The 19,659-nt window shown below is 68.4% G+C and carries 19 protein-coding genes, 1 tRNA gene and 2 pseudogenes; 9 read left to right on the forward strand and 13 right to left on the reverse strand.

What is annotated here, in order from left to right; genetic code table 11:
• Positions 1 to 273, forward strand: a pseudogene (locus BQ8420_RS12280) (ISAs1 family transposase); the annotation flags it as partial.
• Between the two features lie 236 nt (positions 274 to 509).
• Here BQ8420_RS12280 and BQ8420_RS12290 read toward each other — a convergent pair.
• From BQ8420_RS12290 to BQ8420_RS12305, 4 genes and pseudogenes are all read right to left on the reverse strand, one after another.
• On the reverse strand, positions 510 to 1,121 hold the full coding sequence (locus BQ8420_RS12290; protein WP_235006120.1) for an ATP phosphoribosyltransferase regulatory subunit: 612 nt from the start codon (positions 1,119 to 1,121) through the stop codon (positions 510 to 512).
• A 49-nt stretch (positions 1,122 to 1,170) separates the two neighbouring features.
• On the reverse strand, positions 1,171 to 1,362 hold the full coding sequence (locus BQ8420_RS12295; RefSeq protein ID WP_235006121.1) for a hypothetical protein: 192 nt from the start codon (positions 1,360 to 1,362) through the stop codon (positions 1,171 to 1,173).
• A 130-nt stretch (positions 1,363 to 1,492) separates the two neighbouring features.
• Positions 1,493 to 1,720: pseudogene (locus tag BQ8420_RS33210) on the reverse strand (alcohol dehydrogenase catalytic domain-containing protein); the annotation flags it as partial.
• A 131-nt stretch (positions 1,721 to 1,851) separates the two neighbouring features.
• A complete protein-coding gene (locus BQ8420_RS12305) occupies positions 1,852 to 2,943 on the reverse strand; it encodes an alkene reductase (protein ID WP_087098513.1) in 1,092 nt (363 codons plus the stop codon).
• A gap of 103 nt (positions 2,944 to 3,046) precedes the next feature.
• Between BQ8420_RS12305 and BQ8420_RS12310 the strand changes: the two genes are divergently transcribed.
• Positions 3,047 to 3,514, forward strand: a complete 468-nt coding sequence (locus tag BQ8420_RS12310; RefSeq protein WP_087098515.1) for a MarR family winged helix-turn-helix transcriptional regulator — start codon at positions 3,047 to 3,049, stop codon at positions 3,512 to 3,514.
• 194 nt (positions 3,515 to 3,708) lie between these two features.
• On the opposite strand, the gene BQ8420_RS12315 is transcribed toward BQ8420_RS12310, so the two are convergent.
• The 5 genes from BQ8420_RS12315 to BQ8420_RS12335 all read right to left on the reverse strand — a co-directional run bounded on the left by BQ8420_RS12315 (position 3,709) and on the right by BQ8420_RS12335 (position 11,078).
• A complete protein-coding gene (locus BQ8420_RS12315; RefSeq protein ID WP_087098517.1) occupies positions 3,709 to 4,431 on the reverse strand; it encodes a DUF3159 domain-containing protein in 723 nt (240 codons plus the stop codon).
• A 280-nt stretch (positions 4,432 to 4,711) separates the two neighbouring features.
• Positions 4,712 to 6,514 carry a S9 family peptidase gene (locus tag BQ8420_RS12320; RefSeq protein WP_087098519.1) on the reverse strand — a complete coding sequence of 601 codons (1,803 nt, stop codon included), beginning with the start codon at positions 6,512 to 6,514 and terminating at the stop codon, positions 4,712 to 4,714.
• Positions 6,515 to 7,166: 652 nt separating this feature from the next.
• The gene (locus tag BQ8420_RS12325; protein ID WP_087098521.1) at positions 7,167 to 8,483 is read right to left on the reverse strand and encodes an MFS transporter; all 1,317 of its coding nucleotides are present in this window, start codon (positions 8,481 to 8,483) and stop codon (positions 7,167 to 7,169) included.
• The gene (locus BQ8420_RS12330; RefSeq protein WP_200815910.1) at positions 8,480 to 10,078 is read right to left on the reverse strand and encodes a hypothetical protein; all 1,599 of its coding nucleotides are present in this window, start codon (positions 10,076 to 10,078) and stop codon (positions 8,480 to 8,482) included. Before BQ8420_RS12330 ends, BQ8420_RS12325 begins: the two co-directional genes overlap by 4 nt.
• A gap of 103 nt (positions 10,079 to 10,181) precedes the next feature.
• Positions 10,182 to 11,078, reverse strand: coding sequence for an Lrp/AsnC family transcriptional regulator (locus BQ8420_RS12335; protein ID WP_087098523.1), 897 nt, complete (start codon positions 11,076 to 11,078; stop codon positions 10,182 to 10,184).
• A gap of 174 nt (positions 11,079 to 11,252) precedes the next feature.
• On the opposite strand from BQ8420_RS12335, the gene BQ8420_RS12340 reads away from it, so the two are divergent.
• Positions 11,253 to 11,325 (forward strand) — tRNA-Lys (locus BQ8420_RS12340).
• A gap of 98 nt (positions 11,326 to 11,423) precedes the next feature.
• On the opposite strand, the gene BQ8420_RS12345 is transcribed toward BQ8420_RS12340, so the two are convergent.
• Positions 11,424 to 11,930 (reverse strand): GbsR/MarR family transcriptional regulator, encoded by a 507-nt coding sequence (locus BQ8420_RS12345; protein WP_087098525.1) that lies wholly within the window; start codon positions 11,928 to 11,930, stop codon positions 11,424 to 11,426.
• A 134-nt stretch (positions 11,931 to 12,064) separates the two neighbouring features.
• Here BQ8420_RS12345 and BQ8420_RS12350 point away from each other — a divergent pair, with 134 nt between their 5' ends.
• From BQ8420_RS12350 to BQ8420_RS12360, 3 genes are all read left to right on the forward strand, one after another.
• Complete coding sequence (locus BQ8420_RS12350; protein ID WP_087098527.1) at positions 12,065 to 13,627, forward strand: GMC family oxidoreductase; 1,563 nt, start codon at positions 12,065 to 12,067, stop codon at positions 13,625 to 13,627.
• Positions 13,628 to 13,697: 70 nt separating this feature from the next.
• The gene (locus tag BQ8420_RS12355) at positions 13,698 to 15,122 is read left to right on the forward strand and encodes an aldehyde dehydrogenase (RefSeq protein ID WP_087098529.1); all 1,425 of its coding nucleotides are present in this window, start codon (positions 13,698 to 13,700) and stop codon (positions 15,120 to 15,122) included.
• A gap of 11 nt (positions 15,123 to 15,133) precedes the next feature.
• Positions 15,134 to 16,258 (forward strand): M20 family metallopeptidase, encoded by a 1,125-nt coding sequence (locus BQ8420_RS12360; RefSeq protein ID WP_087098531.1) that lies wholly within the window; start codon positions 15,134 to 15,136, stop codon positions 16,256 to 16,258.
• 167 nt (positions 16,259 to 16,425) lie between these two features.
• Here BQ8420_RS12360 and BQ8420_RS33025 read toward each other — a convergent pair whose 3' ends face one another.
• The 3 genes from BQ8420_RS33025 to BQ8420_RS12370 are packed head-to-tail and all read right to left on the reverse strand — an operon-like array spanning position 16,426 to position 17,126.
• A complete protein-coding gene (locus tag BQ8420_RS33025) occupies positions 16,426 to 16,557 on the reverse strand; it encodes a hypothetical protein (RefSeq protein ID WP_255404866.1) in 132 nt (43 codons plus the stop codon).
• Positions 16,550 to 16,897: a hypothetical protein gene (locus tag BQ8420_RS12365; protein ID WP_235006123.1), complete on the reverse strand. Its 348-nt coding sequence runs from the start codon at positions 16,895 to 16,897 to the stop codon at positions 16,550 to 16,552. Before BQ8420_RS12365 ends, BQ8420_RS33025 begins: the two co-directional genes overlap by 8 nt.
• Before the next feature lies 1 nt (position 16,898).
• Positions 16,899 to 17,126: a hypothetical protein gene (locus tag BQ8420_RS12370; RefSeq protein WP_087098699.1), complete on the reverse strand. Its 228-nt coding sequence runs from the start codon at positions 17,124 to 17,126 to the stop codon at positions 16,899 to 16,901.
• A gap of 195 nt (positions 17,127 to 17,321) precedes the next feature.
• Here BQ8420_RS12370 and BQ8420_RS12375 point away from each other — a divergent pair, with 195 nt between their 5' ends.
• The 3 genes from BQ8420_RS12375 (at position 17,322) to BQ8420_RS12385 (ending at position 19,647) form a co-directional block, all read left to right on the forward strand.
• Positions 17,322 to 18,200 (forward strand): helix-turn-helix transcriptional regulator, encoded by an 879-nt coding sequence (locus BQ8420_RS12375; protein WP_369825500.1) that lies wholly within the window; start codon positions 17,322 to 17,324, stop codon positions 18,198 to 18,200.
• Positions 18,201 to 18,209: 9 nt separating this feature from the next.
• Positions 18,210 to 18,404, forward strand: a complete 195-nt coding sequence (locus BQ8420_RS12380) for a DUF397 domain-containing protein (protein WP_087098533.1) — start codon at positions 18,210 to 18,212, stop codon at positions 18,402 to 18,404.
• Positions 18,405 to 18,561: 157 nt separating this feature from the next.
• Positions 18,562 to 19,647, forward strand: coding sequence for a sugar diacid recognition domain-containing protein (locus BQ8420_RS12385; RefSeq protein ID WP_087098535.1), 1,086 nt, complete (start codon positions 18,562 to 18,564; stop codon positions 19,645 to 19,647).
• The last annotated feature ends 12 nt before the right edge of the window (positions 19,648 to 19,659 follow it).

Raw genomic sequence — 19,659 nt, forward strand, 5'->3', positions numbered from 1 at the left:
ACCTCGGCCGACCACCGCGTTGCGCCTGCGTTGGTGCTGTCCGGGTGGGTGCGCCGGTACTGGGGGATCGAGAACAAGCTTCACCACGTGCGGGATGTGACCTACGACGAGGACCGCTCCCAGGTGCGCACGGGCAGCGCTCCGCAGGTTATGGCGGCTCTGCGCAACACCGCGATCGGGCTGCTCAGAGCAGCCGGGTTCGACAACATCGCCGAGGCCAACCGTCACATGATCCGCGACGAGGCTCGCCCGCTCAGACTCCTACAGACCTGACTTTGCCGGGGCCCTGGTTCAACAGGAAGCTTCAGTACGCCCCATCACGACCCAAAGTAGGGCAGGCGCCTCTCCTCGACCATCTTCGGGAAGAGACGACTTCCAAGGGCGTCTTCGGTACGTACAACGCTCTCGCGGTCATCGCCTACCTCCTCCCGTCGATCGAGACCGAACCGCACTGGAACCAGCAACTGGTCGCCTTGTTGCAGACGTTCCCGACGTCATATGCGCTGTCGCTAGGATCGATGGGAGTTCCTCAGGGTTGGGAGTCGCTCGACCTCTGGCATACGTGACGGACTGCCCCCGGTCGAGCGAAAACTTTCGAGACGCTCCCGAAGATCGGCGCCGGCCTGTGCCAAGGGGACGCGGTTCACCCCCAGAGCATCCAGGCTCTCGGCCAAGGCCAGGACGATCTCGGCGTCGGCCAGCGGGGAGGACGAACCCACCGTGTCGATGTCGCACTGCACGAACTCCCGGAACCGGCCCTCCTGGGGGCGGTCGGCCCGCCACACCGGGCCGATGGCGTAGCGCTTGTAGGGGTTGGGCAGCTTCGCCCCGTGGGTGCCGATGACCCGGGCCAGGGGAACCGTGTGGTCGTAGCGCAGCGCCAGATCGGGCTTGCCCGAGGCCTCGTGGACCCCGCGACGCAGGATCTTGAACAGGAGCTGGGAAGCCTCTTCGCCGTACTTACCGGTCAGCACCTCCAGCCGCTCGAACGCGGGGGTCTCCAGCGGATCGAACCCGTACCGCTCGAAGACGTCGCTGACGGTGGCGAACGCCGCACGACGACGACGCAGGTCGTCGGCGAGGAAGTCCCTCGTACCGGAGGGGGCTGCTGACTTGGCCATGTGAACGCTACTCCTGCTGTGACTGCACGGTTCCCGGGACGGCGTCAGACTACTGTGGGTCAGGATCGTTGACCGGCCAGTCAGGGAAGTGCCGGGCCAGGAGCTCGATCAGCGATTCACGGTCCTCGGAGCTGCCGTGACCAGTGTGCAGAAGCGGTGTGCCGTCGACGGCCTCCAGCTCCTCCCAACCGTTGAGCAAGTCCATGAGCGTGCGCACCCCCGTCATCAGTGACAGGGACATCTGCGGCACGATCGCGTCCAAGGCGTGTGCCTGGTAGTAGATCGAGGAGCGCCGGGACTCTCTGCGCGGTCTCGGCGGAGGTCGCGACGGCCACCGCGTGGCGAAGATCGAGCCCGGCTGGCACCTTGGTCACGCGGGTTCGACGGGTGACCGCCACGGCGGCGAAGGCCCCCGAGTCCGCGAACCCGACCACCTGATCCCCAGTGGACAGGTCGTCGACACCCTCGCCGACCGCCAACATGGTGCCGGCCATATCGGTGCCGATGACGGTCGGCAGGCTCGGTGACACCATCTCGGCGAGGTGGCCGTCGCGGATCTTCCAGTCGAGCGGGTTCACGGCGATGTGTTCGACACGGATTGACCTCGCCGGGGCCGACCTCCGGTTCGGGCACGTCGGTCAGGGTCATGCCATCGAGCCCATAGTTGTGCAGAACGTGGGCTCGCATGGTCCTACTTCCTTTCGATCGTGTCGGTCGTGGAGAACGTCGTTCAGAGCACCGGCAGTTCGCCGGCGAGGGTGGGGTAGTCGGTGTAGCCCCGGTGATCGCCCCCGTAGGCGAGGCCGAGATCGGGCTCGGCGAGCTCGGCGCCGGCGGCGAGCCGGGAGACCAGGTCGGGGTTGGCGATGAACGGTCGGGCGAAGGACACGGCGTCGGCGTCGCCATCGGCGACCAAGCCGAGACGGTCCGCCCAGCCGGATCGGGCGGTGTCGGCCGGGTTGAGGATGAACGCACCGGACCAGGCACCGCGCAACACCGGGGTCAAAGAGGGATCTCCGGCTTCGACCAAGTGCAGGTAGGCCAGACCGAACCCGTCGAGTTCGGTGACCAGCCGGGGGTAGAGCGTGCGGTGATCGTCCTCGACGGTGTCCCCCAGGCCGTTGGCCGGAGAGAGCCGGATGCCGGTTCGGTCGGCTCCGATGGCGGCGGCCACCGCCTTGGTGACCTCGACCGTGAAACGCATCCGGTTCTCCGGCGAACCGCCCCAGTCGTCGGTGCGCCGGTTGGCGTTGGTGGACAGGAACTGGTGCAGCAGGTAGCCGTTGGCTCCGTGGATCTCGACGCCGTCGAATCCGGCGGCGACGGCGTTGCGGGCGGCACGGGCGAAGTCCGCGATCGTAGCGACGATCTGTTCCTCGGTGAGCTCATCGGGGACGACGTGTTCCTGTGGACCCGACGGAGTGAAGACCTGGCCCGCCGCCCGTACCGACGAGGGACCGACGGGGTTCAGCGCGCCGTTACCGACCGCCTTCGTCGTGCTGGGATGGCCGATACGCCCCGTGTGCATGAGCTGAGCGACGATCGTGCCACCGGCCGCGTGCACGCCGTCGGTCACGGCCCGCCATCCGTCGACCTGTTCGGCGGAGTGCAGGCCGGGCGTGAACGGGTAGCCCTGACCGATCGCCGAGGGCTGGACCCCCTCGGTGACGATCAGGCCGGCGCTCGCGCGCTGGGTGTAGTAGGTGGTCATGTCGGCGGTGGGAAGCGTGCCGTCCGCGCGGCTGCGGGTCATCGGGGCCATGACGATCCGGTTGCGCAGCTGGAGGCCGCCGGCGGTCAGTGGGGTGAAGGCGGTCGACATCGAGACTCTCCTGAATATCCGAGGTGGGCTTATAGTTAGCCGAACAACTAAAACGCCGGCGCAAATTCCTTAGCCGGACAACCTTTTTTCTGGAGGTGGGAGCATGGACATGCCAGAGGAGGAATCGAAACAGGTCACAGGGCTCGATGGCGGCTCGGTCAGCCACGCGATCTTCCGGGTGGCACGGCTCCACAAGTCGCTCGCGGGCAGGTTGCTACGCGAAACCGGCCTGCACCCGGGTCAGGAACTCGTGCTGATGACCCTGTGGTCCGGGGGACCACAGCGACAGGTCGACCTGGTCGCGTCCCTGGAGTCGGACGCCCCCACCATGACGCGCAGCATCTCCCGGCTGGAGAAGTCGGGGCTGGTGCGTCGCACGCCGTCCCTCACTGACCGGCGCGTGATGATCGTCGAGGTCACCGAGGCCGGCCTGGCCCTGCGCCCAAAGGTGGACCGGATGTGGAGCGAACTGGAGCGCCTCACCATCGAAGGGCTCTCCGAGGAACAGCGATCCGGGATATCAGCGAGCCTGGGGCTCTTGGAGTCCACCCTGGAATCCGTCGACCGCTGACACCCCGCCAGATCATGGGTTGAACCCACCCGCACCTCGTAGAGGTTCATGGCCCCGCGCCCCGCACGATCCACCACGGAAACGACGAACACCGCGCCACCCACCGAACGGTGGATGGCGCGGTGTTCGTCAGGTCAGCCCTGCGCGCTGGTCTGTGCGCTGGTCTCGCTGGTCTGTGTGCTGGTCTCGCTGGTCTACGCGCTGGTCGGGGTGGTGGCGGTCTGGGCGGTGTCGTTCTTGAGCAGACGCTTGGTGGAGCGACGGAACGCCCACACGATCACCACCGCGCCCACCGCCGTCAACGGAAAACCCGTCACCGTGTCAGCGACCGCGAGCCAGGTCGTGGAATCAGCCAGGTAGAGCCACTGCCGCACAGCGAACCGGCCGGCGAGAATCACCATCACCGCGAAGGTCGCCAGATCGTGCCCCAGCAACACGCCCCGCTCCTCACGCCAGGGGTTCTCACCACCATGGAAGGCGTTCCAGATGACCCCGGTCAACGGCCGACGAACCACCAACGTCACCAGCAGGATCACCGCCCCCACCAGCGACGCCCAGATCCCGATCAGGAAGAAGTCGTTGGCCGACCCGGTCGCGGCCGACACACCGCCGGCCACAGCCACACCGAAGACCCCGCCCAACGCGGCCATGACCTGCTCACCACGCCACAGCCGATACCCGGCCAACACCAGAGCCACAGCGATCGCAGCCCCGATCGCGGCCAACAGCGAAAGGAAGGGAACGGCCATCGCGAAGACCACGACCGGCAGAACGGAGTAGATCATCCCCGAGGTGCCGCCCAGGCCCTTGAGCACTTCCTGCTTGATGTCCACCGGCTGCTCGGAGTGCACGTCCTGCGACTCCTGCGCGTTCCGGTCTTCCTGCTCGAAGTTCGTGATCGCGGTCTGGTGACTCATGGGGGCTTCTCCTGCCTTCGGAAGTTTTGAAAGGGGCGGTTCGGCCTGTAAGCGGTTGCTCCTCTGCTTTCCTTCTCCTTTATTCAAGCCGTTGGAGAGTTGGCCCGGCAGTGCCCTCACGTCAACACCCGCGCATGACATTCCTGGGGGCGCACCCATGACGTGGTGTCACTACCCCCGGCTCCGCCCCTGGTCATCAACGCTCCGCACACACGCGAACACCCGGACGGGTGGATCCGTCCGGGCGTTCGGTTCTCCGCGGGCGCTCAGCCCTGTTCTGCTAGGCCTGTTCGGTCCGTCCTCCCAGGTGCTCGGCGAGGAAGCGCTCCGCGGAGTCGAACATAGTGATCAGGTTCTTCGGGTGCACGAACCCGTGCCCCTCGTCGTCGAAGACGATGTACTCGATGTCCACCCCGCGGGCGCGCAGCCCTTCGGCGATCTGGTCGGACTCGTCCCGCACGACGCGGGAGTCGTTCGCGCCCTGGACCAGCATCAGCGGTGTGCGGATCTCGTCGATCCGGCTGATCGGCGAGCGGGCGAGCATGTCCGCCTCCTGCTCCGGGACGTCGGGGTCGCCGACGTAGCGGTACCAGTTGTTGACCAGCGCGGGACGGAGGAACACGGGCTGGGTCCGCATGTAGTTCGCCAGGTTCGAGACGCCGACGTAACCGACGGCCGCGGCGAAGCGGTCCGGGGTGAAGGTGACCCCCACCAGAGTCGCGTAGCCGCCGTAGGAACCGCCGAAGATCGCCACCCGGTCCGGGTCCGCGTAGCCCTGCGCCACCGCCCAGTCCACGCCGTCGATCAGGTCGTCGTGCATCTTGCCCGCGAACTCACCGATCGCGGCCTCCATGTGGGCCTTGCCGAACCCGGTCGATCCGCGGAAGTTGACCTGGAGCACCGCGTAGCCACGGTTGGCGAGCAGCTGCACGGAGTGGTCGAACCCCCAGCTGTCCCGGGCCCACGGTCCGCCGTGGACCAGCAGCACCATGGGCAGCCCCACGGGGTCCAGCCCCACGGGAAGTGTGAGGTAGGACGGCAGCTTCAGTCCGTCGCGCGCGGTGATCGTGACCGGCCGCATCGGTGCCAACACCTCAGGGTCCAGATGCGGGTAGGGCCGGAACAGCAGCCGGCTCTCGCCGGTGGCGTGGTCGTAGAACCAGGTCACCCCGGGGTCGCGGTCGTGGGTGAAGGTGACGACCCACCGCTGGCCGCTCTCGTCGGTGGACATCGCGGAGAGGTCTCCCTCGGACAGCTTCTCCAGGTTCTCCAGGACCTCGGCGAAGTGCGGGTCCAGTGCGTGGATCACCTGCCGTTCCCCGAGGTAGCGCACCCCGAGCAACTCTCCCTGCCGGTCCTGGATCAGCGGTGGGGGGAGTGTGGGGAAGACCAGGGACCGGGTGTCGATGTCGTGGGTCGGGTGGCTGTCGACCTCGGTCCCCTCCCCGGTGGCCAGATCGACCCGCACCAGCCGGGTGCGGTCGGTGCCCAGGTGGGAGCCGATCCACATCCCGGTGCGGTCCGGTGTGATCGTGGTCGGGAAGACGCCCAGGGGGTAGTCGGTGCCGTCGAGCCACTCGCTCTCCTCGGCCATTCTGAGGGCCGCCAGGTGCTCGGGATCCTCCTCCATCGACACGATCTCCCCGGAGGCGATGTCCAGCTCGTGGGTCTCGATGCTCCCGGCCGCTCTGCCGATCACCAGCTTCCTCTTACCGGGGCGCCCGGCGACGGGCTCGAAACTGATGACCCTGTCTCCGGGGAACGGTGTGAGGTCGACCGCGTCAGCGTCCGGAGAATCCAGGTCCACGCGGTACAGATGCCAGTTCTCGTCGCCGCCGACGTCCTGGAGGTAGAGCAGCCAACGGGGGTCGTCGGCCCACTCGTAGCGGATCACGCTGCGGGTCTCGTCGTTGGTCACGCAGCGCGGCTCGGTGTCGGTGTCCAGGTCCTGGAGCCAGACGTTGAGTTGGTTCTTCCACGGAGCCAGAAAGGCGACCTGGGCGCCGTCCGGCGAGATCAGGGGCCGGGTGCGCTCCGGTGAACCGAACATGTCCTCGACCGAGATCAGTGCCGGCAGTGCCATGTCGTTCCTCTCGTTGGTGTCCGGAAGTCGCGGTCCGGAGCCGGCGGCGCCGGGCCGACCGCGGGCCCGGGACGCTCCGGCTCGACCACCGCGTCCACGACACAGTCTTTTGCGCATCGCGTGTGTCCGACAGTGATGCCGCGTCATGACTTGGACGCCACGAATGTCACGGGCGGGAGGTGACACACCGCTACTGGGCGAAGCACGGGTCGAGACGGGAGAATCGTGGGGGGCAGGACACCACCGCGGGCACCCCTCACCCGGTGGGGGCGGGGCTCTTCGAGCCGGAAGGGCTGCTTGTCCAGACCAGACCCGGGCCTACGCGGGGAGGCGCCATCCGGGCCATCGGCCCCCCGGAGCCGCGAGCAGGGGGCTCTGCGCCCCGGTGGTCGAGGAGGTGCAGCGAGGCCCCAGGCACGCGAAAACCCCAGGTCGAGCACGTTGAATACGTACTGACCTGGGGATTTCTGGTGATCCCCCGGAGATCGAACCCCGACACCACAGATGAAAAGTTCACGGGGCCGGGGGATTTCACGTCGCTATGTGGCGTTTTGTCCCAGCCGGGCCGGGCCCTGTCCTGTTACCGGAGACCCACCAGCGAGGGCCGGTCTCCACCGAGCCCGGCCCCGGTCCCGTCCGCGGACGTGCACGGCTACGCCCCCGCGCTCCGTTCGACGGCGTCCATGTGGTGCCCGTATCGGGAGAGTCCTCTGTTGCACACCGCTCCCAGCACACACATGGCCACCAGGTAGCCCACTACCGACCACGGCGAACCGGTCAGGGCCAGCAGACCCGTGGCGACCAGCGCCGACATGGACCCGAAGATCATGGCGCACAGCTGGTAGGTCAGCGAGATACCCGTGTAGCGGGTACGGGCGGGGAAGGACTCGGCCAGGACCGAGCCCACCAGACCGTAGGAACCCGCCATGCCGATGCGGACGACGCACATCACGCCCCAGATGAGCACGACGCTACCGGTGGCCATCAGTCCGAACAGGGGAATCGACGCGACCGCCACCAGGAGCATGCTCCAGCCGATCACCCGGCGCGCGCCTATCCGGTCGCCCAGCAGAGCCAGGACGGGGACGGTGAGGAACTCCGCGAGCGAGGCCACGGTGATGGCGTTGAGGAGCATGCTCTCGGACAGGCCGAGATCCACGGTGCCGTAGGTGATCACAAAACTGGTGACCACGTAGTAGCCCCCCACCCCGACCGAGAGAAGGCCGATACCCATCAGGATCTGGCGCCAGGAACCGCGGACGGCCTCGACCGCGGGGCGCTGTGAGACGCCCTCGGTGCGTTGGAGTTCGGTCATGACCGGTGACTCGTCGACCTTCATCCGGATGGCCAGGCCGATGACGACCATCACCGCGCTCAGGAGGAAGGGGATGCGCCAACCACCGTTGATCAGGAAGTCCTCCCCGACCAGGCTCAGCAGGGCGAACGATCCGGTCGCCAGCAGGGAACCCGCGGAGGAACCGAGTTGGGCGAACGAGCCCAGGAAGGTACGACGCCGCGCGGGTGCGTGCTCGACGGCCACCAGTACCGCGCCACCCCACTCGCCGCCGACGGCGAACCCCTGGAGCAGTCGCAGGGCCACCAGGATCACGGGGGCGGCCATGCCGATCTGCTCATAGGTGGGCAGCAGACCGATGAAGAAGGTGGCCACGCCCATCAGGAGCAGCGTGGTGACCAGGATCTTCTTGCGTCCGACCCGGTCGCCCATGTGCCCGAAGACCAGAGCGCCCAGGGGTCGGACGAAGAACCCGACCGCGTGCGTGGCGAAGGCCGCCATGACCCCGATGAACGGGTTCTCGCTGAGGGGAAAGAAGAGGGGTCCCATCAGGAAGGCCGCGGCGATGGTGAAGACGTAGAAGTCGTACCACTCGACCGTGCTGCCGATGAAGGACCCGATGGCGGCCCGGCGCGACGAACTGGTGACCTTGTCGGAGGATGTGGTGGCGGTCATCGACTCTGCACCGTCCGTCCGTGATCGTCGGTCTCGAAGGAGGCCGCGGGAGACCAGGCACCGGTACCGCTGTCGTAGTCGGGCCAAGGCAGCTCGGTGGGCGGCATGAAGTCCGCGGCCAGCAGGGCCGGGGTGTCACCGCGCTCGGCGCGACGCTGGTCGAACTCCTCCTTGGCCCGGACCAGGGTCTGGGGGTCGCGCATCAGATCCAGCAGTGTGCCGGCCACGGTACGGCCGGCGGTGTCGATGGTGGGGTCGATGGCCTCGGGCATGCCGCCCAGGGCGTTCATCACCCAGGACGGGTAGCCGGGCGACCCCTCGGGCACCTTGAGCGCGGGGCGGGCCACGTAGAAGCGCACCGTGGGGGCGTACCAGGTCATCTCGACGTAGTCGTCGCTGGTCCAGTTGGTCTGCCAGGACGGCATGTGCTCACGCAGCGCCCGCTCGGCCTCCTTCGGCTCGATCAGGCTCTGGCACTCGTCCAGGAAGGGGTCTTCCATCGGTTCGAAGCCCAGACCCTTCTGGACCATGCGCGCCGCCTCAACGGCCTCGGGGCCGTAGGTCGGGGCGCCGACCTCCGCCAGGTTGCGGTACGTGGCCTCCGCGAGGGTGTGGTTGGTGATGCCCGGACGGTTGCGGGCCACCCAGCGCGTGGCCAGGCGTGAGTGGGAAGCCTGGGCGGCGTGCTCGGCGTTGCGGTCCAGGACGCTGAGCACGCGTTCGGCCATGTCCAGGTCCGGGCAGCGCCACGAGTACTGGATGGAGGCCACCCGTGCGGGGAGGTTGTCGGCGGTGGCCTGACCTGCGGGGAGCAGCGCCTCGGTCAGGGACCAGCCGCCGTGCGAGGGCAGCATGGACTCCTGGGTGGTCTTGGTCAGTGAGTACATCGTGAACAGGGCGGCGTTGGCACCCGGAGCGCGTGCGGAGGAGTGCGAGGCCGGGATGGGACTGGCTTCGTCGGCCGCCAACCAGGTCTCGGGTTCGTCGCAGATGAAGGTGTACACGCGGCTGTAGTAGGAGCCGCACTGGGTGTCCCACCGCGTGGTGTTGCACAGGGGGAGCATGTAGAAGGGGTGGAAACTGATGATCGCGTCGACATCGTCGTAGTAGCCGCGCAGGCCGTGGACGACCTTGGAGCCCTGCACCTTTTCCGCGGGCTCGCCGGTGTAGCGCAGGGTGCCGCCGATTTCGTTGCGCTTCATCGCGTCCTGTGCCGCGAGCAGCCCCGCCAGGGTCGACATGCCCAGGGCGGAGTGGGGGTCGGTGTGCCCCGGCGCGAACTCGCTCTGGCCTTCGCGCGGCTCACGGTTGGCCACGGGCGCCTGGGAGTTTCCGGGAACCGCGTCGTACTCGGCGTAGGTCAGCAGGGTGGGGCCGGGTCCGTTGCTCCAGGTGGCGGAGAAGGCCGTCGGCATGCCACCGCTGCCCTCTTCGACCTCGAAGCCGTGCTCGCGCAGGGTCCGCACGTACCAGGCACTCGATCGGTACTCACGCCAGGCGGGCTCGGCGTAGTCCCAGATGGTGCGGTGCCACTGTGACAGGTGCTCCTTGTGGGCATCCATCCAGGCATGCGCGTCGCGTTTGGCGGTGTCCATGGGTGTTCTCCTCCGGTGTGTCGAGCAGCACAAATGACATGTCGACACACTGGAAGGTATCCAGTGGATGAAAAGTTTGGCAAGTCCTATCTGTGCAAAGTTTTCATCTACCAAAGTCGGTTTCATAGGTTTCTTTGGCCAGGTGCAGGTGCATCCATGACTCGATCAGCCTCACCCCGGGCGTCGACCGGAGCCGGTCCAGTTCCTGGAGCACCTGATCCAGGGAGGCGCCCATGACGGTGCCCACCGCGTCTCCACGGCCCATGCACCGAGCCAGGAACACCGTCGACTCCGACCTCGCGATGCCCGAAAGGGCCTCGCCCTCGGGATCGTCGACCGCCAGGAGGAAACCGCAGAGGAACTCCACACCCAGGGCGCCGGGCACGACCATGGCGCCCACGTGCACCACGCCCGCTTCCAGGAGCCTGAGCACGCGAGCACGTGCGGCGGGCGCGGACAGTCCGGCGCTCACGGCCAGTTCGGAGAAGGGCATCCTGCCGTCCTGCTGGAGTTCCCTCAGCAGTACGTGGTCGGTCGTGTCCAGCTCCGTGGGCGTGTAGGGGCGCTCCGCCTGGAAGCGGTCGCGCAGGATGGCGCTGTAGACCAGGGTGTCGACGTCACGCACCATCGGTAGCGCGCGGATCCGCCCCACCACGTCGGCGAGCCGTTCCATCCCCGTGGTGCGCAGTTCCGCGGCCAGGGGGTACCGGCCCGCCGCCACCGCCAGGTAGACCACGTCCGGGACCTGGGACAGGGCGCTCGCGGCCTTCTCGGCGGAGCCCTCGATGGCCACCGACACATGACCGACCGTGGTGGCCCCGGTGACCTCGGGTCTGACGACTCCGCGGACCCGGATCCGGCCGCTGTCGAGCAGCTTGTTCGTGCGCATCCGGGCCGCGGTACGGGAGAGCCCGACCTCCCGCGCCAGGGCCTCGTAGCTGGCGCGTCCGTCGCGCTGGAGCAGGCGCAACAATCTCAGGTCCGTGTCGTCGAGCACCATGGTGTCCCATCCAGCCTCATGTCGGTCTTACGGGCTCCACAGTGCCAGCCCGAAGCGTTCACCGCGTCGAGGTGACAGCCGGGGTGGTGGCCGTGGCCGGACGTCCCAAGTACCCACGGCTGCGGTAGAGTTGTCGCGGCGACGGCCCGGGGTCAGGCTCCAGGGCGTACGCGCGGGCCTCTAGCTCAATCGGCAGAGCAACGGACTTTTAATCCGTGGGTTCGGGGTTCGATCCCCCGGGGGCTCACCCTTCATGAACTGGGCGTTCCTCATCTTCGAGGGGCGCCCTTCGTTGTTTCCGGGGCGTTGGGAGCCCCTGGGGAGGCCCCAGAGTCCTCGGGCACGTCACTCCCGCCCCTGGCGTGCCTCCCACCCTGCGGTGTAGTCCTCCAGCAACGTCTCCAGGCGCCCCACCATGAAGCGGTAGTACTCCCGCATCTCGATCAGCCGATCGCGCTGTTCCTCCGGCATGGCCGCGCCCCGGGCCTGTGCGCGTTCGGCCAGTTCCCGCAGTTCCGTGGTCGAGGCGAGGACGTGCTGCAGGCAACCGATCCAGGCGTCGTCGCGCCACCGGTACACGAACTGCCGGCTACCCGGCTCCTTGAAGCGTTCCACCGTGCCGTTGGCGATGAGCAGTCGGGTCATCTCGGACACCGAGCCCTTGCTCGCGTCGAGCTCCTCCTGCAACTGCGCCATCGTCAGCGGCCTCTCGCTGAGCATCAGCACCCCTGCGGCCCGGCCCGCCATCGGTGGCCAACCCATCGCGCGACCGATGTGCGTACCGAACTCCTCGACGAGTGCGTCATGCGCGTCGAGACCGCCGCCGTCGCCGTCGTCGGCTGTCGAGGACACGCGAACCCCCCTGCATTCATTGAAAAATGAACATTCACTCTTGACTGAACATGAGACGTGGAGCACAATTCCAGCTCAGGGCAGTCAAGGCGGTATGAGCCTACGGCCGATCACCCTATGGCGGGAGACGAAGCATGACGAGCAACGGTTGGGACGTCATCGTGGTGGGCGCGGGCTCGGCGGGCGCGGCGCTCGCGGTCCGCTCGGCGGAGAAGGGCAAACGGGTCCTCCTGTTGGAGTCGGGACCCGACTACCGTTCCGCGCAGATGCACGAGGCGTGGCGATCGCCGAATCCGGCCGTCGCGCTGATGGACCCCACGGCCGCCGAAGGGTTGGTCTGGACGGGCCTGAACTCCTCGCGGACCGACAGGCAGCAGCAGGCCCCGTACTGGCGCGGTCGGGGCGTCGGCGGCAGCTCCTCGGTCAACGGGCAGATCGCGATCCGTCCCCCGATGGCGGACTTCGAGGACTGGGTCGCCCTCGGATGCTCGGGATGGGCACCGGACGACGTCCTGCCCTACTTCGCCAAGCTGGAGGACGACGAGGACTTCGGCGACGAGGCGTATCACGGTCGCGGCGGCCCGACACCGATCTATCGGACACCACGGAGCCGGTGGGGAGGGGTGGACATCGCACTGGCCGATTCCGCCCTGGCCGCCGGGTTCTCCTGGGCTCCGGACGTCAACGCACCGTCGGCGACGGGGGTCTCGCCCTACCCGATCAACTCGCGTGACGGGCGGCGGGTGTCGGTCAACGACGCCTACCTGGAAGGGACCCGTGAGCTGGGCACCCTCACCATTCGCGGAGACGCGCTGGTGGACCGGGTCGTCTTCGATGGCGACCGCGCCACGGGGGTCCGGTTCGTGGCCGACGGTGCCACGGTGACCGAGCACGCGGACACGGTGGTCCTCAGCGCCGGTGTCATCCACTCCCCCGGAATCCTCATGCGCTCGGGCATCGGTCCGGCCGCACACCTTCGCTCCCTCGGCGTCGAGGTCCGTCAGGACCTTCCCGTGGGGCGCGGCATGCAGGACCACCCGATGGCGATGGTGTCGCTCCCACTGACGGATGAGGCTGCTGTCGCAACGCCGAACGACCGGCACACCAACGTCTGCGTCCGCTGGACCAGTGGCGCCGACGCCCCGGTCAACGACCTGATGTTCGTCTCCATGAACCAGAACGTGCTGTCCATGGCGAACGCCTCGACCGGCACGGCCTCGGGCGCCTTCGGCGTGTGGCTCAACCAGAACCACTCCCGCGGCGTTCTGACGCTGACCTCGACCGACCCGATGGACCAGCCCTTGGTGCGGCAGAGGATGCTCTCCGACGAACGGGACCTCGCCCGCCTGCGCGAGGGCGTGCGGACGCTGGTCGACCTGGCGCGCAGGCCCGAGACCGCCGCGATCACGCGGGGCTCGTTGGAGAGCGCGAACCCGGACCTGTTCGCCGCACTCGACGACGACGGCGCGCTCGACGACCACCTGATGGCGACGGTCTCCGACGCGCAGCACGGCACCAGCACCTGCCGCATGGGATCTCCCGATGCCGCCGACACGGTGGTCGACCCCGCGTGCCGCGTCCTGGGCGTGGACGGACTGCGCGTGGTCGACGCGTCGATCTTCCCTCTCGTCCCCCGGGCCAACACCAACCTGGCCGCGATCATGACCGGTGAACTCATGGCCGACCGCCTCGACTGAGTCCCCGTTCCCACCTGCTTCCACGGGCCGTGCCACCGCGCGTCCCACCCCGTCAGAGGAGTCCGTTCGGATGAAGACCCTGCAGAACCTGATCGATGGCACCTGGGAGGACTCCCGGAGCGGTACGTCACTCGACGTCGTCAACCCGGCGACCGAGGAGCTGATCGCGCGGTTGCCCGGCGGCTGCGCGGACGACGTCGACCATGCGATGACGGCCGCCGTGCGGGCACAGCCGGCATGGGCTGCCCTGCCGCTCGCCGAACGTGTGGCGCGGATCCACGCGTGGGCCGACGCGGTCTCCGAGCACGTCTCCGAACTGGCCGAGCTGGAGTGCCGGGAGATGGGCAAGCCGGTCGGGCTCGGCCGCTCGTTCATCGACGGCGCGGTGGCCGGTCTGCGGGTCGCGGCCGATCAGGCGCTGACGTACCCGTTCGAGGAGACGGTCAGCCGGCCTGACGGCAGCCGGTCCCGGATCCTGCGGCACCCGCTGGGAGCCACCGCGGTGATCACGCCTTGGAACTTCCCGGTGCCGATGGTGCTCGGCGCCCTGGGTCCGCTGCTGGCGTCGGGCAACACCGTGGTCGTCAAGCCCTCGGAGCACTCGCCGTTGTCGACGGTACGGCTGTTCGAGCTGCTGTCCCTTCCGCCTGGCGTGGTCAACCTCGTCCTCGGGGACGCCCGCGCCGGAGCACCGCTGGCCGAGCACGAGGAGATCCGGCTCGTGCACTTCACCGGCTCGGTCGAGACCGGACGCCGGATCGGGGCCGGAGCCGGGGAACGGCTGCACCGGTCGGTACTCGAACTCGGCGGCAAGGACCCGGTCGTGGTCGACGCGGGGGTCGACGTCCGCGCCACCGCGACCGCCGTCGCCTTCGGCGCGTTCGTCAACACCGGACAGATCTGCACCTCGATGGAGCGCGTCTACGTCCACCGGGACGTCGCCGAGGAGTTCGTCGACGCACTCGTGGCGGCGGCGGGAACCTACACGACCGGGAACGGCCTCGACGAGGACACCGTGCTGGGGCCACTGGTCGACGAGCGGCAGCGCGACACCGTCCGGCGGCACGTCGCCGACGCGGAGGCGCGGGGCGCGACCGTCCGCACGGGCGGGATCGAACCGGAAGGCAAGGGCTTCTTCTACCCGGCCACGGTGTTGACCGACGTGGACGAGTCGATGCTGGTCATGACCGAGGAGACCTTCGGGCCGGTCGTCCCGGTCTCCGTCGTCTCCTCCTTCGAGGAGGGGCTGGAGCGCGCGTCGCGGTCCCGGTTCGGCCTCGCCGCGACCGTCTACACCGAGGACCCCGAGCACATCACCGCGGCCGCCCGGATCCCCGCCGGCATCACCTGGGTCAACCAGTGGCAGGGCGGCGGCCCCGAGGGACGGTACGAACCCGCGGGGGACAGCGGGATGGGGGCGACCGGGGCGCACGCGTCCTACGACGCCGCCACCCGACCGGCCACCGTGCACATCGCCGCGCGTCCGGGAGCGTGAGGTCGACTCCCATGAACCACAAGAGCGAGGTCGAGCGGCGGGTCCGGGCGGCGGAACGGTCCCTGGTGGACCTGTCCCACCGGATCCACGCGCATCCCGAACTGGCCTTCGAGGAGGTCCGTGCCAGCGCCTGGGTGGCCGAGGCGCTGGACGGTGCCGGTTTCTCCGTGGAGCACGGCTGCTACGGCCTGCCCACCGCCGTCCGCGCGACCGTGGGTTCGGGGCCGCTGCACGTCGGGATCTGCGCCGAGTACGACGCGTTGCCGGACATCGGTCACGCCTGCGGGCACAACGTCATCGCCGCCGCTGCGGTGGGCGCGGGTCTGGGGCTGGCCGGACTCGCCGACGACCTGGGGCTCACCGTCACCGTGCTCGGGACACCCGCCGAGGAGGGGGGTGGCGGCAAGATCCTGATGCTCGAACGCGGGGCCTTCGACGGACTCGACGCCGCCATGATGGTGCATCCCACCCCCGTCGAGACGGCGACCATGCCCGGATCGGCGATCTCCATGTTCGACGTGTCCTACCGGGGCACGCCCTCCCACGCCGCCGCCTTTCCGGAACTGGGGGTCAACGCCGCGGACGCGATGACGGTCGCCCAGGTGGCGATCGGCCTGCTGCGTCAGCAGACCACCCGTAGCGAGCTGATCCAGGGCATCGTCACCGAGGCCGGGTCCGCGCCCAACGTCATCCCGGACTCCAGCCGCGGCCGGTGGATCGTCCGGGCGCAGACCTCGGACGCGCTCGCGCCGCTGCGGGAACGTGTCCAACACTGTTTCGAGGCCGGAGCGTTGGCCACCGGCTGTGAGCTGTCCACCGACCAGGCCTGCCCGGACTACGCCGACCTGCGTCCCGACCCCCGCATGTTGGCCCTGTACCAGGCCAACGCCGAGGCTCTCGGTCGGGTCTTCCCGGACCTGCCGCAGGGCGCGGCCGTCGGCGCCGCCACCGACATGGGCAACGTCTCCCACGTCGTGCCCACCATCCACCCCACGCTCGGGTTGGACTGTGCTCCCGCGGCCAACCACCAACCCGAGTTCACCGCGGCCTGTGTCACCCCGACCGCGGACCAGGCCGTCGTCGAAGGCGCGATCGCGATGGCCTGGACGGCCGCCGACCTCGCCGGGTCCGTCTGACGTCGATCTCTCGTGCAGGTGCCGTGACCGGAAACGTTCGCCCGGATCGACTCATGGGTCCCCATCCCCCGTGATCTTGCTACCAGAAGCGAAGAAAAGGCTTTCCTCGCTTCTGGTAGCAAGATCACGGGGACAGGTCGAGCCGGTGAACCTTCGCGGTCACCGCACTAGGCGCCCGGATCGGGTTCGGTCGTGCCGTAGGTCCGTTCCATACGCAGTCCTTGCGCCTCCCAGGCCTGCTCTTCCTCGGGGGTGAGGGGAGCGTTCTCGGGGTCCTCGCCTTGCTGCTGATCAGGCACGAGTACTCCTCCCGGGGTGGAAGGTGTGGCCGGCCGGCGGTCCGGGCGGGTGGCCGTGGTGCTTGCGGAGGCTGGCCTCCAGGAGTTCGGGGGTCGGCTCGATCTCGGTTCGCCAGTGGGAACGGCGGTCGCGGTGCGTGGCCAGCCACAGCTTCCCGGTCCACGCGATCCGGTGGGTGCGGCCCCATCGCGCGGTGAGGCGCAGCAGGGTCTGTCCGGGCGGTTCCCAGGTGTTGCCGGCGGCGTCCATGTGGTCGCCGTCGTGGTCGACGTCAAGGCAGCAGGTTCGAGTGGATCCGTGGCTGTTGAGGCGCGCTTCGGTGCAGGACGGAGGGAACACCTCACGCCACCTCCGGGAGTCGGTGGAGTCCGGCCAGGACCCGGCGGAGCAGGTCGAGGTCGGTGGTGTCCACGGGCCGTCGGGGTTCCGGAACCAGCGGGGGACGCGGAGGCTGCGGGGCAAAGGCGCGAACCCGAGCGGCTCGGCGCGGCCTACGCCATCGGGTGTTCTCAGCGGCACGCCATCGGACGTAGACGAGTTCACTCGGGTTCAGGTATCGGGCGGCCACGGGCACGCACCTCCTGGTTCGGATGCCGGATGGGGGGCCAGCGGCTGTTCAGGTAGTGCCATGCTGCCCCATCAAACGCTTATCTGCAATATCCATGTCAGATGAATATTAAGATCCTTATGCACTAACCAGCAAAAGTGAATGATGCGACAAATGTCAGGTTTTCATGCGCGGAGCGTAGGATCAGGAGTCCGGATGAGCCGTCCCAGAGGGAGCGTCGACACCTTGGCCGCCAGCCCTACGCTGCGAAGAAAGCGCCTGTCCCGGCAACTCGACGCACTCCGGTCGGCAAGCGGTCTCACCGTGGACGCCGTGGCCAAGAAGGCGAAAGCGCTCCGTCCCGACCGGCCGTGGTCCGCCGCCAAGCTCACTCGGTTGGAAACCCAGCAGTGGAAGCGTCTTCACACCGACGACCTACTTGCACTCCTGGACGTCTACGGCGTGATCGACAAAGCCGAGCGGGCGTCCTACGTGCGCACCGCCACGGAGGCATCCCAGACCGGATGGTGGGTGAACTACTCCGATGTGCTCGGCTCAGGCGCTTACGTCGACCTCGAAACCGAAGCCACCCGCATCCGCACATACGAGGTCTCCTTCATCCCAGGTCTTCTCCAGACCGAGGAGTACGCGCGTGCACTCATCAGCTCGGGCGTCCCCAATGACCGGGAGGTAGAGCGACGCGTCGAGGCGCGCATGATGCGCCAGACCCTCCTCGCTCCTGAGGCCGGCCCTCAGTTGTGGGCGGTCCTCGACGAAGCAGTGTTCCACCGCATCCCCGCCGATGTTCTCCCCGGTCAGGTACAGCGCCTCCTCGACGCACAGCAGCCCGACGCCCGAGTACGGATCCAGGTCCTCCCGTTCTCTGCGGGCCCGCACCCGGCGATGACCGGCCAGTTCGTGATTCTGGACTTCCCCATGGACCCTTCCACGGTGTACTTGGAGCAGTCCGTGAGCGGGCTGTTGCCGGAGGACCCGGTGGTCATGGACCATTACGAGACGCTGTACGACCGCGTGCACGCCCAGGCACTCAGCGTCGAGGCATCACGTGACTTCCTGAAGGCCCTGATCGACTAGAGGACCGCCATGCCTACCGCAACCCACCTGGCATTCCGCAAGAGCAGCTACAGCAGCGCGACCGGTCAGAACTGCGTCGAGGTCGCCGATGCCCCAGGGGCGTCCGCCGTGCGCGACACCCAGAACAGGGAGCAGGGATACCTACTGTTCCCGGCTTCCGAGTGGGCGGCTCTGCTGTCCACCACCCAAACCCACGATCTCTAGCAACAACAACGACGGCCCGCTGGTCTGAGACCAGCGGGCCGTCGTGTGCTGTACCTGAACAGCATTCCCGCGACGACTGTACCCTGCCCGGGGCGACGACCGGTAGAGGTCGGGACGATTCCCCCGCCGACCTGACCGGCACCAATACCCTTGAGGCATGCCCGAAGACCGGCGACGGGCACCCCTGAGCAGCGAGCTCGCCCAGCGGGTGGTCGACCTCATCGCACCCACGATCAGCCACAACATCAACGTGATGGACGAGCACGGCACGATCATCGCCTGCCTCGACCCCTCCCGCGTAGGCAGCCTGCATCGGGGCGCCCAACGTGCCATCTCCGAACGTCGCCGGGTCCTGGTCACCACGCCCGAACCCGACACCTCGGACCGGCCCGGCGCCAACGAACCCCTCTTCATCGACGGAGAACTCCGCGGCGTGGTGGGGGTGACCGGCAGCCCGCGCGATGTCGAACCACTCGCCCGGGTGGTCGCGCTGACCGTCCAACTGCTCATCGCCCAGGAACACGAACAGGACGCGGTGAGCCGACGGCACACCGAGGCCCGGGACCTCATCGCGTCCTTGAGTTCCGGCACCACCCGTGGGGAAGACGCCCGGGCCCGCCTCATGGCCGCTGGGCTGAAACCACCGTGGTCGCTGGCCCTGTGGACGGCGAACACCCCACGGCAGGACGGCGGCGCCTCCCCACCATCACCGGCCGAGACCGCCGTGACCAGGGTCAACGGCAAGGGCTCCCGACGAGCCGCAGTGCTGCACGGCGCCCTGTGGGTGATCGGTTCGGGCCGCACGCCGGCACCCAACGGCCTGGGGCTGTCCTCCAACAGCAAGCACGCGCAGACCCCGCTGACCGACGACGTGGAGACCCTCCTGTCGTACGCCGAGGAATCCCGAGCGCTGTGCAGGTACGCCGCCCTACTCCCGAGCCTGGAAGACCCCGAAAGCTGGTCGCGGGAGGTCGCGGTGGCGGTGGCCCACCTACCCCGCCGTTCCCTGACCCGGATGGCCGCGAGGGCCACCCCACTGACGAAGGGCCAGCGCCGCACGGTCGAGGCCATGGCGTCCTCCGCCTCCATGCGCGAGGCAGCCGACACGATGTACGTCCACCGCAACACCCTGCTGCAACGGGTGGAGCGGATCCGGGCCACGACGGGGTTGGACATCCGTCGCCCGGATCACCTGACCACACTGCACATGTGTCTCTACGCGGAGACGGCACTGGGCATTTAGCACATAGACCCC

Origin of the sequence: Nocardiopsis sp. JB363, from assembly GCF_900143625.1 — a bacterium.
Taxonomy (GTDB): domain Bacteria; phylum Actinomycetota; class Actinomycetes; order Streptosporangiales; family Streptosporangiaceae; genus Nocardiopsis.

Coding starts and splice junctions, on each gene's coding strand:
- BQ8420_RS12310 (WP_087098515.1), top strand. CDS start 3,047: ATGGACATGCCAGAGGAGGAATCGAAACAGGTCACAGGGCTCGATGGC.
- BQ8420_RS12295 (WP_235006121.1), bottom strand. CDS start 1,362: ATGTCCCTGTCACTGATGACGGGGGTGCGCACGCTCATGGACTTGCTC.
- BQ8420_RS12325 (WP_087098521.1), bottom strand. CDS start 8,483: ATGACCGCCACCACATCCTCCGACAAGGTCACCAGTTCGTCGCGCCGG.
- BQ8420_RS12375 (WP_369825500.1), top strand. CDS start 17,322: ATGAGCCGTCCCAGAGGGAGCGTCGACACCTTGGCCGCCAGCCCTACG.
- BQ8420_RS12355 (WP_087098529.1), top strand. CDS start 13,698: ATGAAGACCCTGCAGAACCTGATCGATGGCACCTGGGAGGACTCCCGG.
- BQ8420_RS12360 (WP_087098531.1), top strand. CDS start 15,134: ATGAACCACAAGAGCGAGGTCGAGCGGCGGGTCCGGGCGGCGGAACGG.
- BQ8420_RS12315 (WP_087098517.1), bottom strand. CDS start 4,431: ATGAGTCACCAGACCGCGATCACGAACTTCGAGCAGGAAGACCGGAAC.
- BQ8420_RS12330 (WP_200815910.1), bottom strand. CDS start 10,078: ATGGACACCGCCAAACGCGACGCGCATGCCTGGATGGATGCCCACAAG.
- BQ8420_RS12380 (WP_087098533.1), top strand. CDS start 18,210: ATGCCTACCGCAACCCACCTGGCATTCCGCAAGAGCAGCTACAGCAGC.
- BQ8420_RS12305 (WP_087098513.1), bottom strand. CDS start 2,943: ATGTCGACCGCCTTCACCCCACTGACCGCCGGCGGCCTCCAGCTGCGC.
- BQ8420_RS12290 (WP_235006120.1), bottom strand. CDS start 1,121: ATGGCCAAGTCAGCAGCCCCCTCCGGTACGAGGGACTTCCTCGCCGAC.
- BQ8420_RS12320 (WP_087098519.1), bottom strand. CDS start 6,514: ATGGCACTGCCGGCACTGATCTCGGTCGAGGACATGTTCGGTTCACCG.
- BQ8420_RS12335 (WP_087098523.1), bottom strand. CDS start 11,078: ATGGTGCTCGACGACACGGACCTGAGATTGTTGCGCCTGCTCCAGCGC.
- BQ8420_RS12350 (WP_087098527.1), top strand. CDS start 12,065: ATGACGAGCAACGGTTGGGACGTCATCGTGGTGGGCGCGGGCTCGGCG.
- BQ8420_RS12385 (WP_087098535.1), top strand. CDS start 18,562: ATGCCCGAAGACCGGCGACGGGCACCCCTGAGCAGCGAGCTCGCCCAG.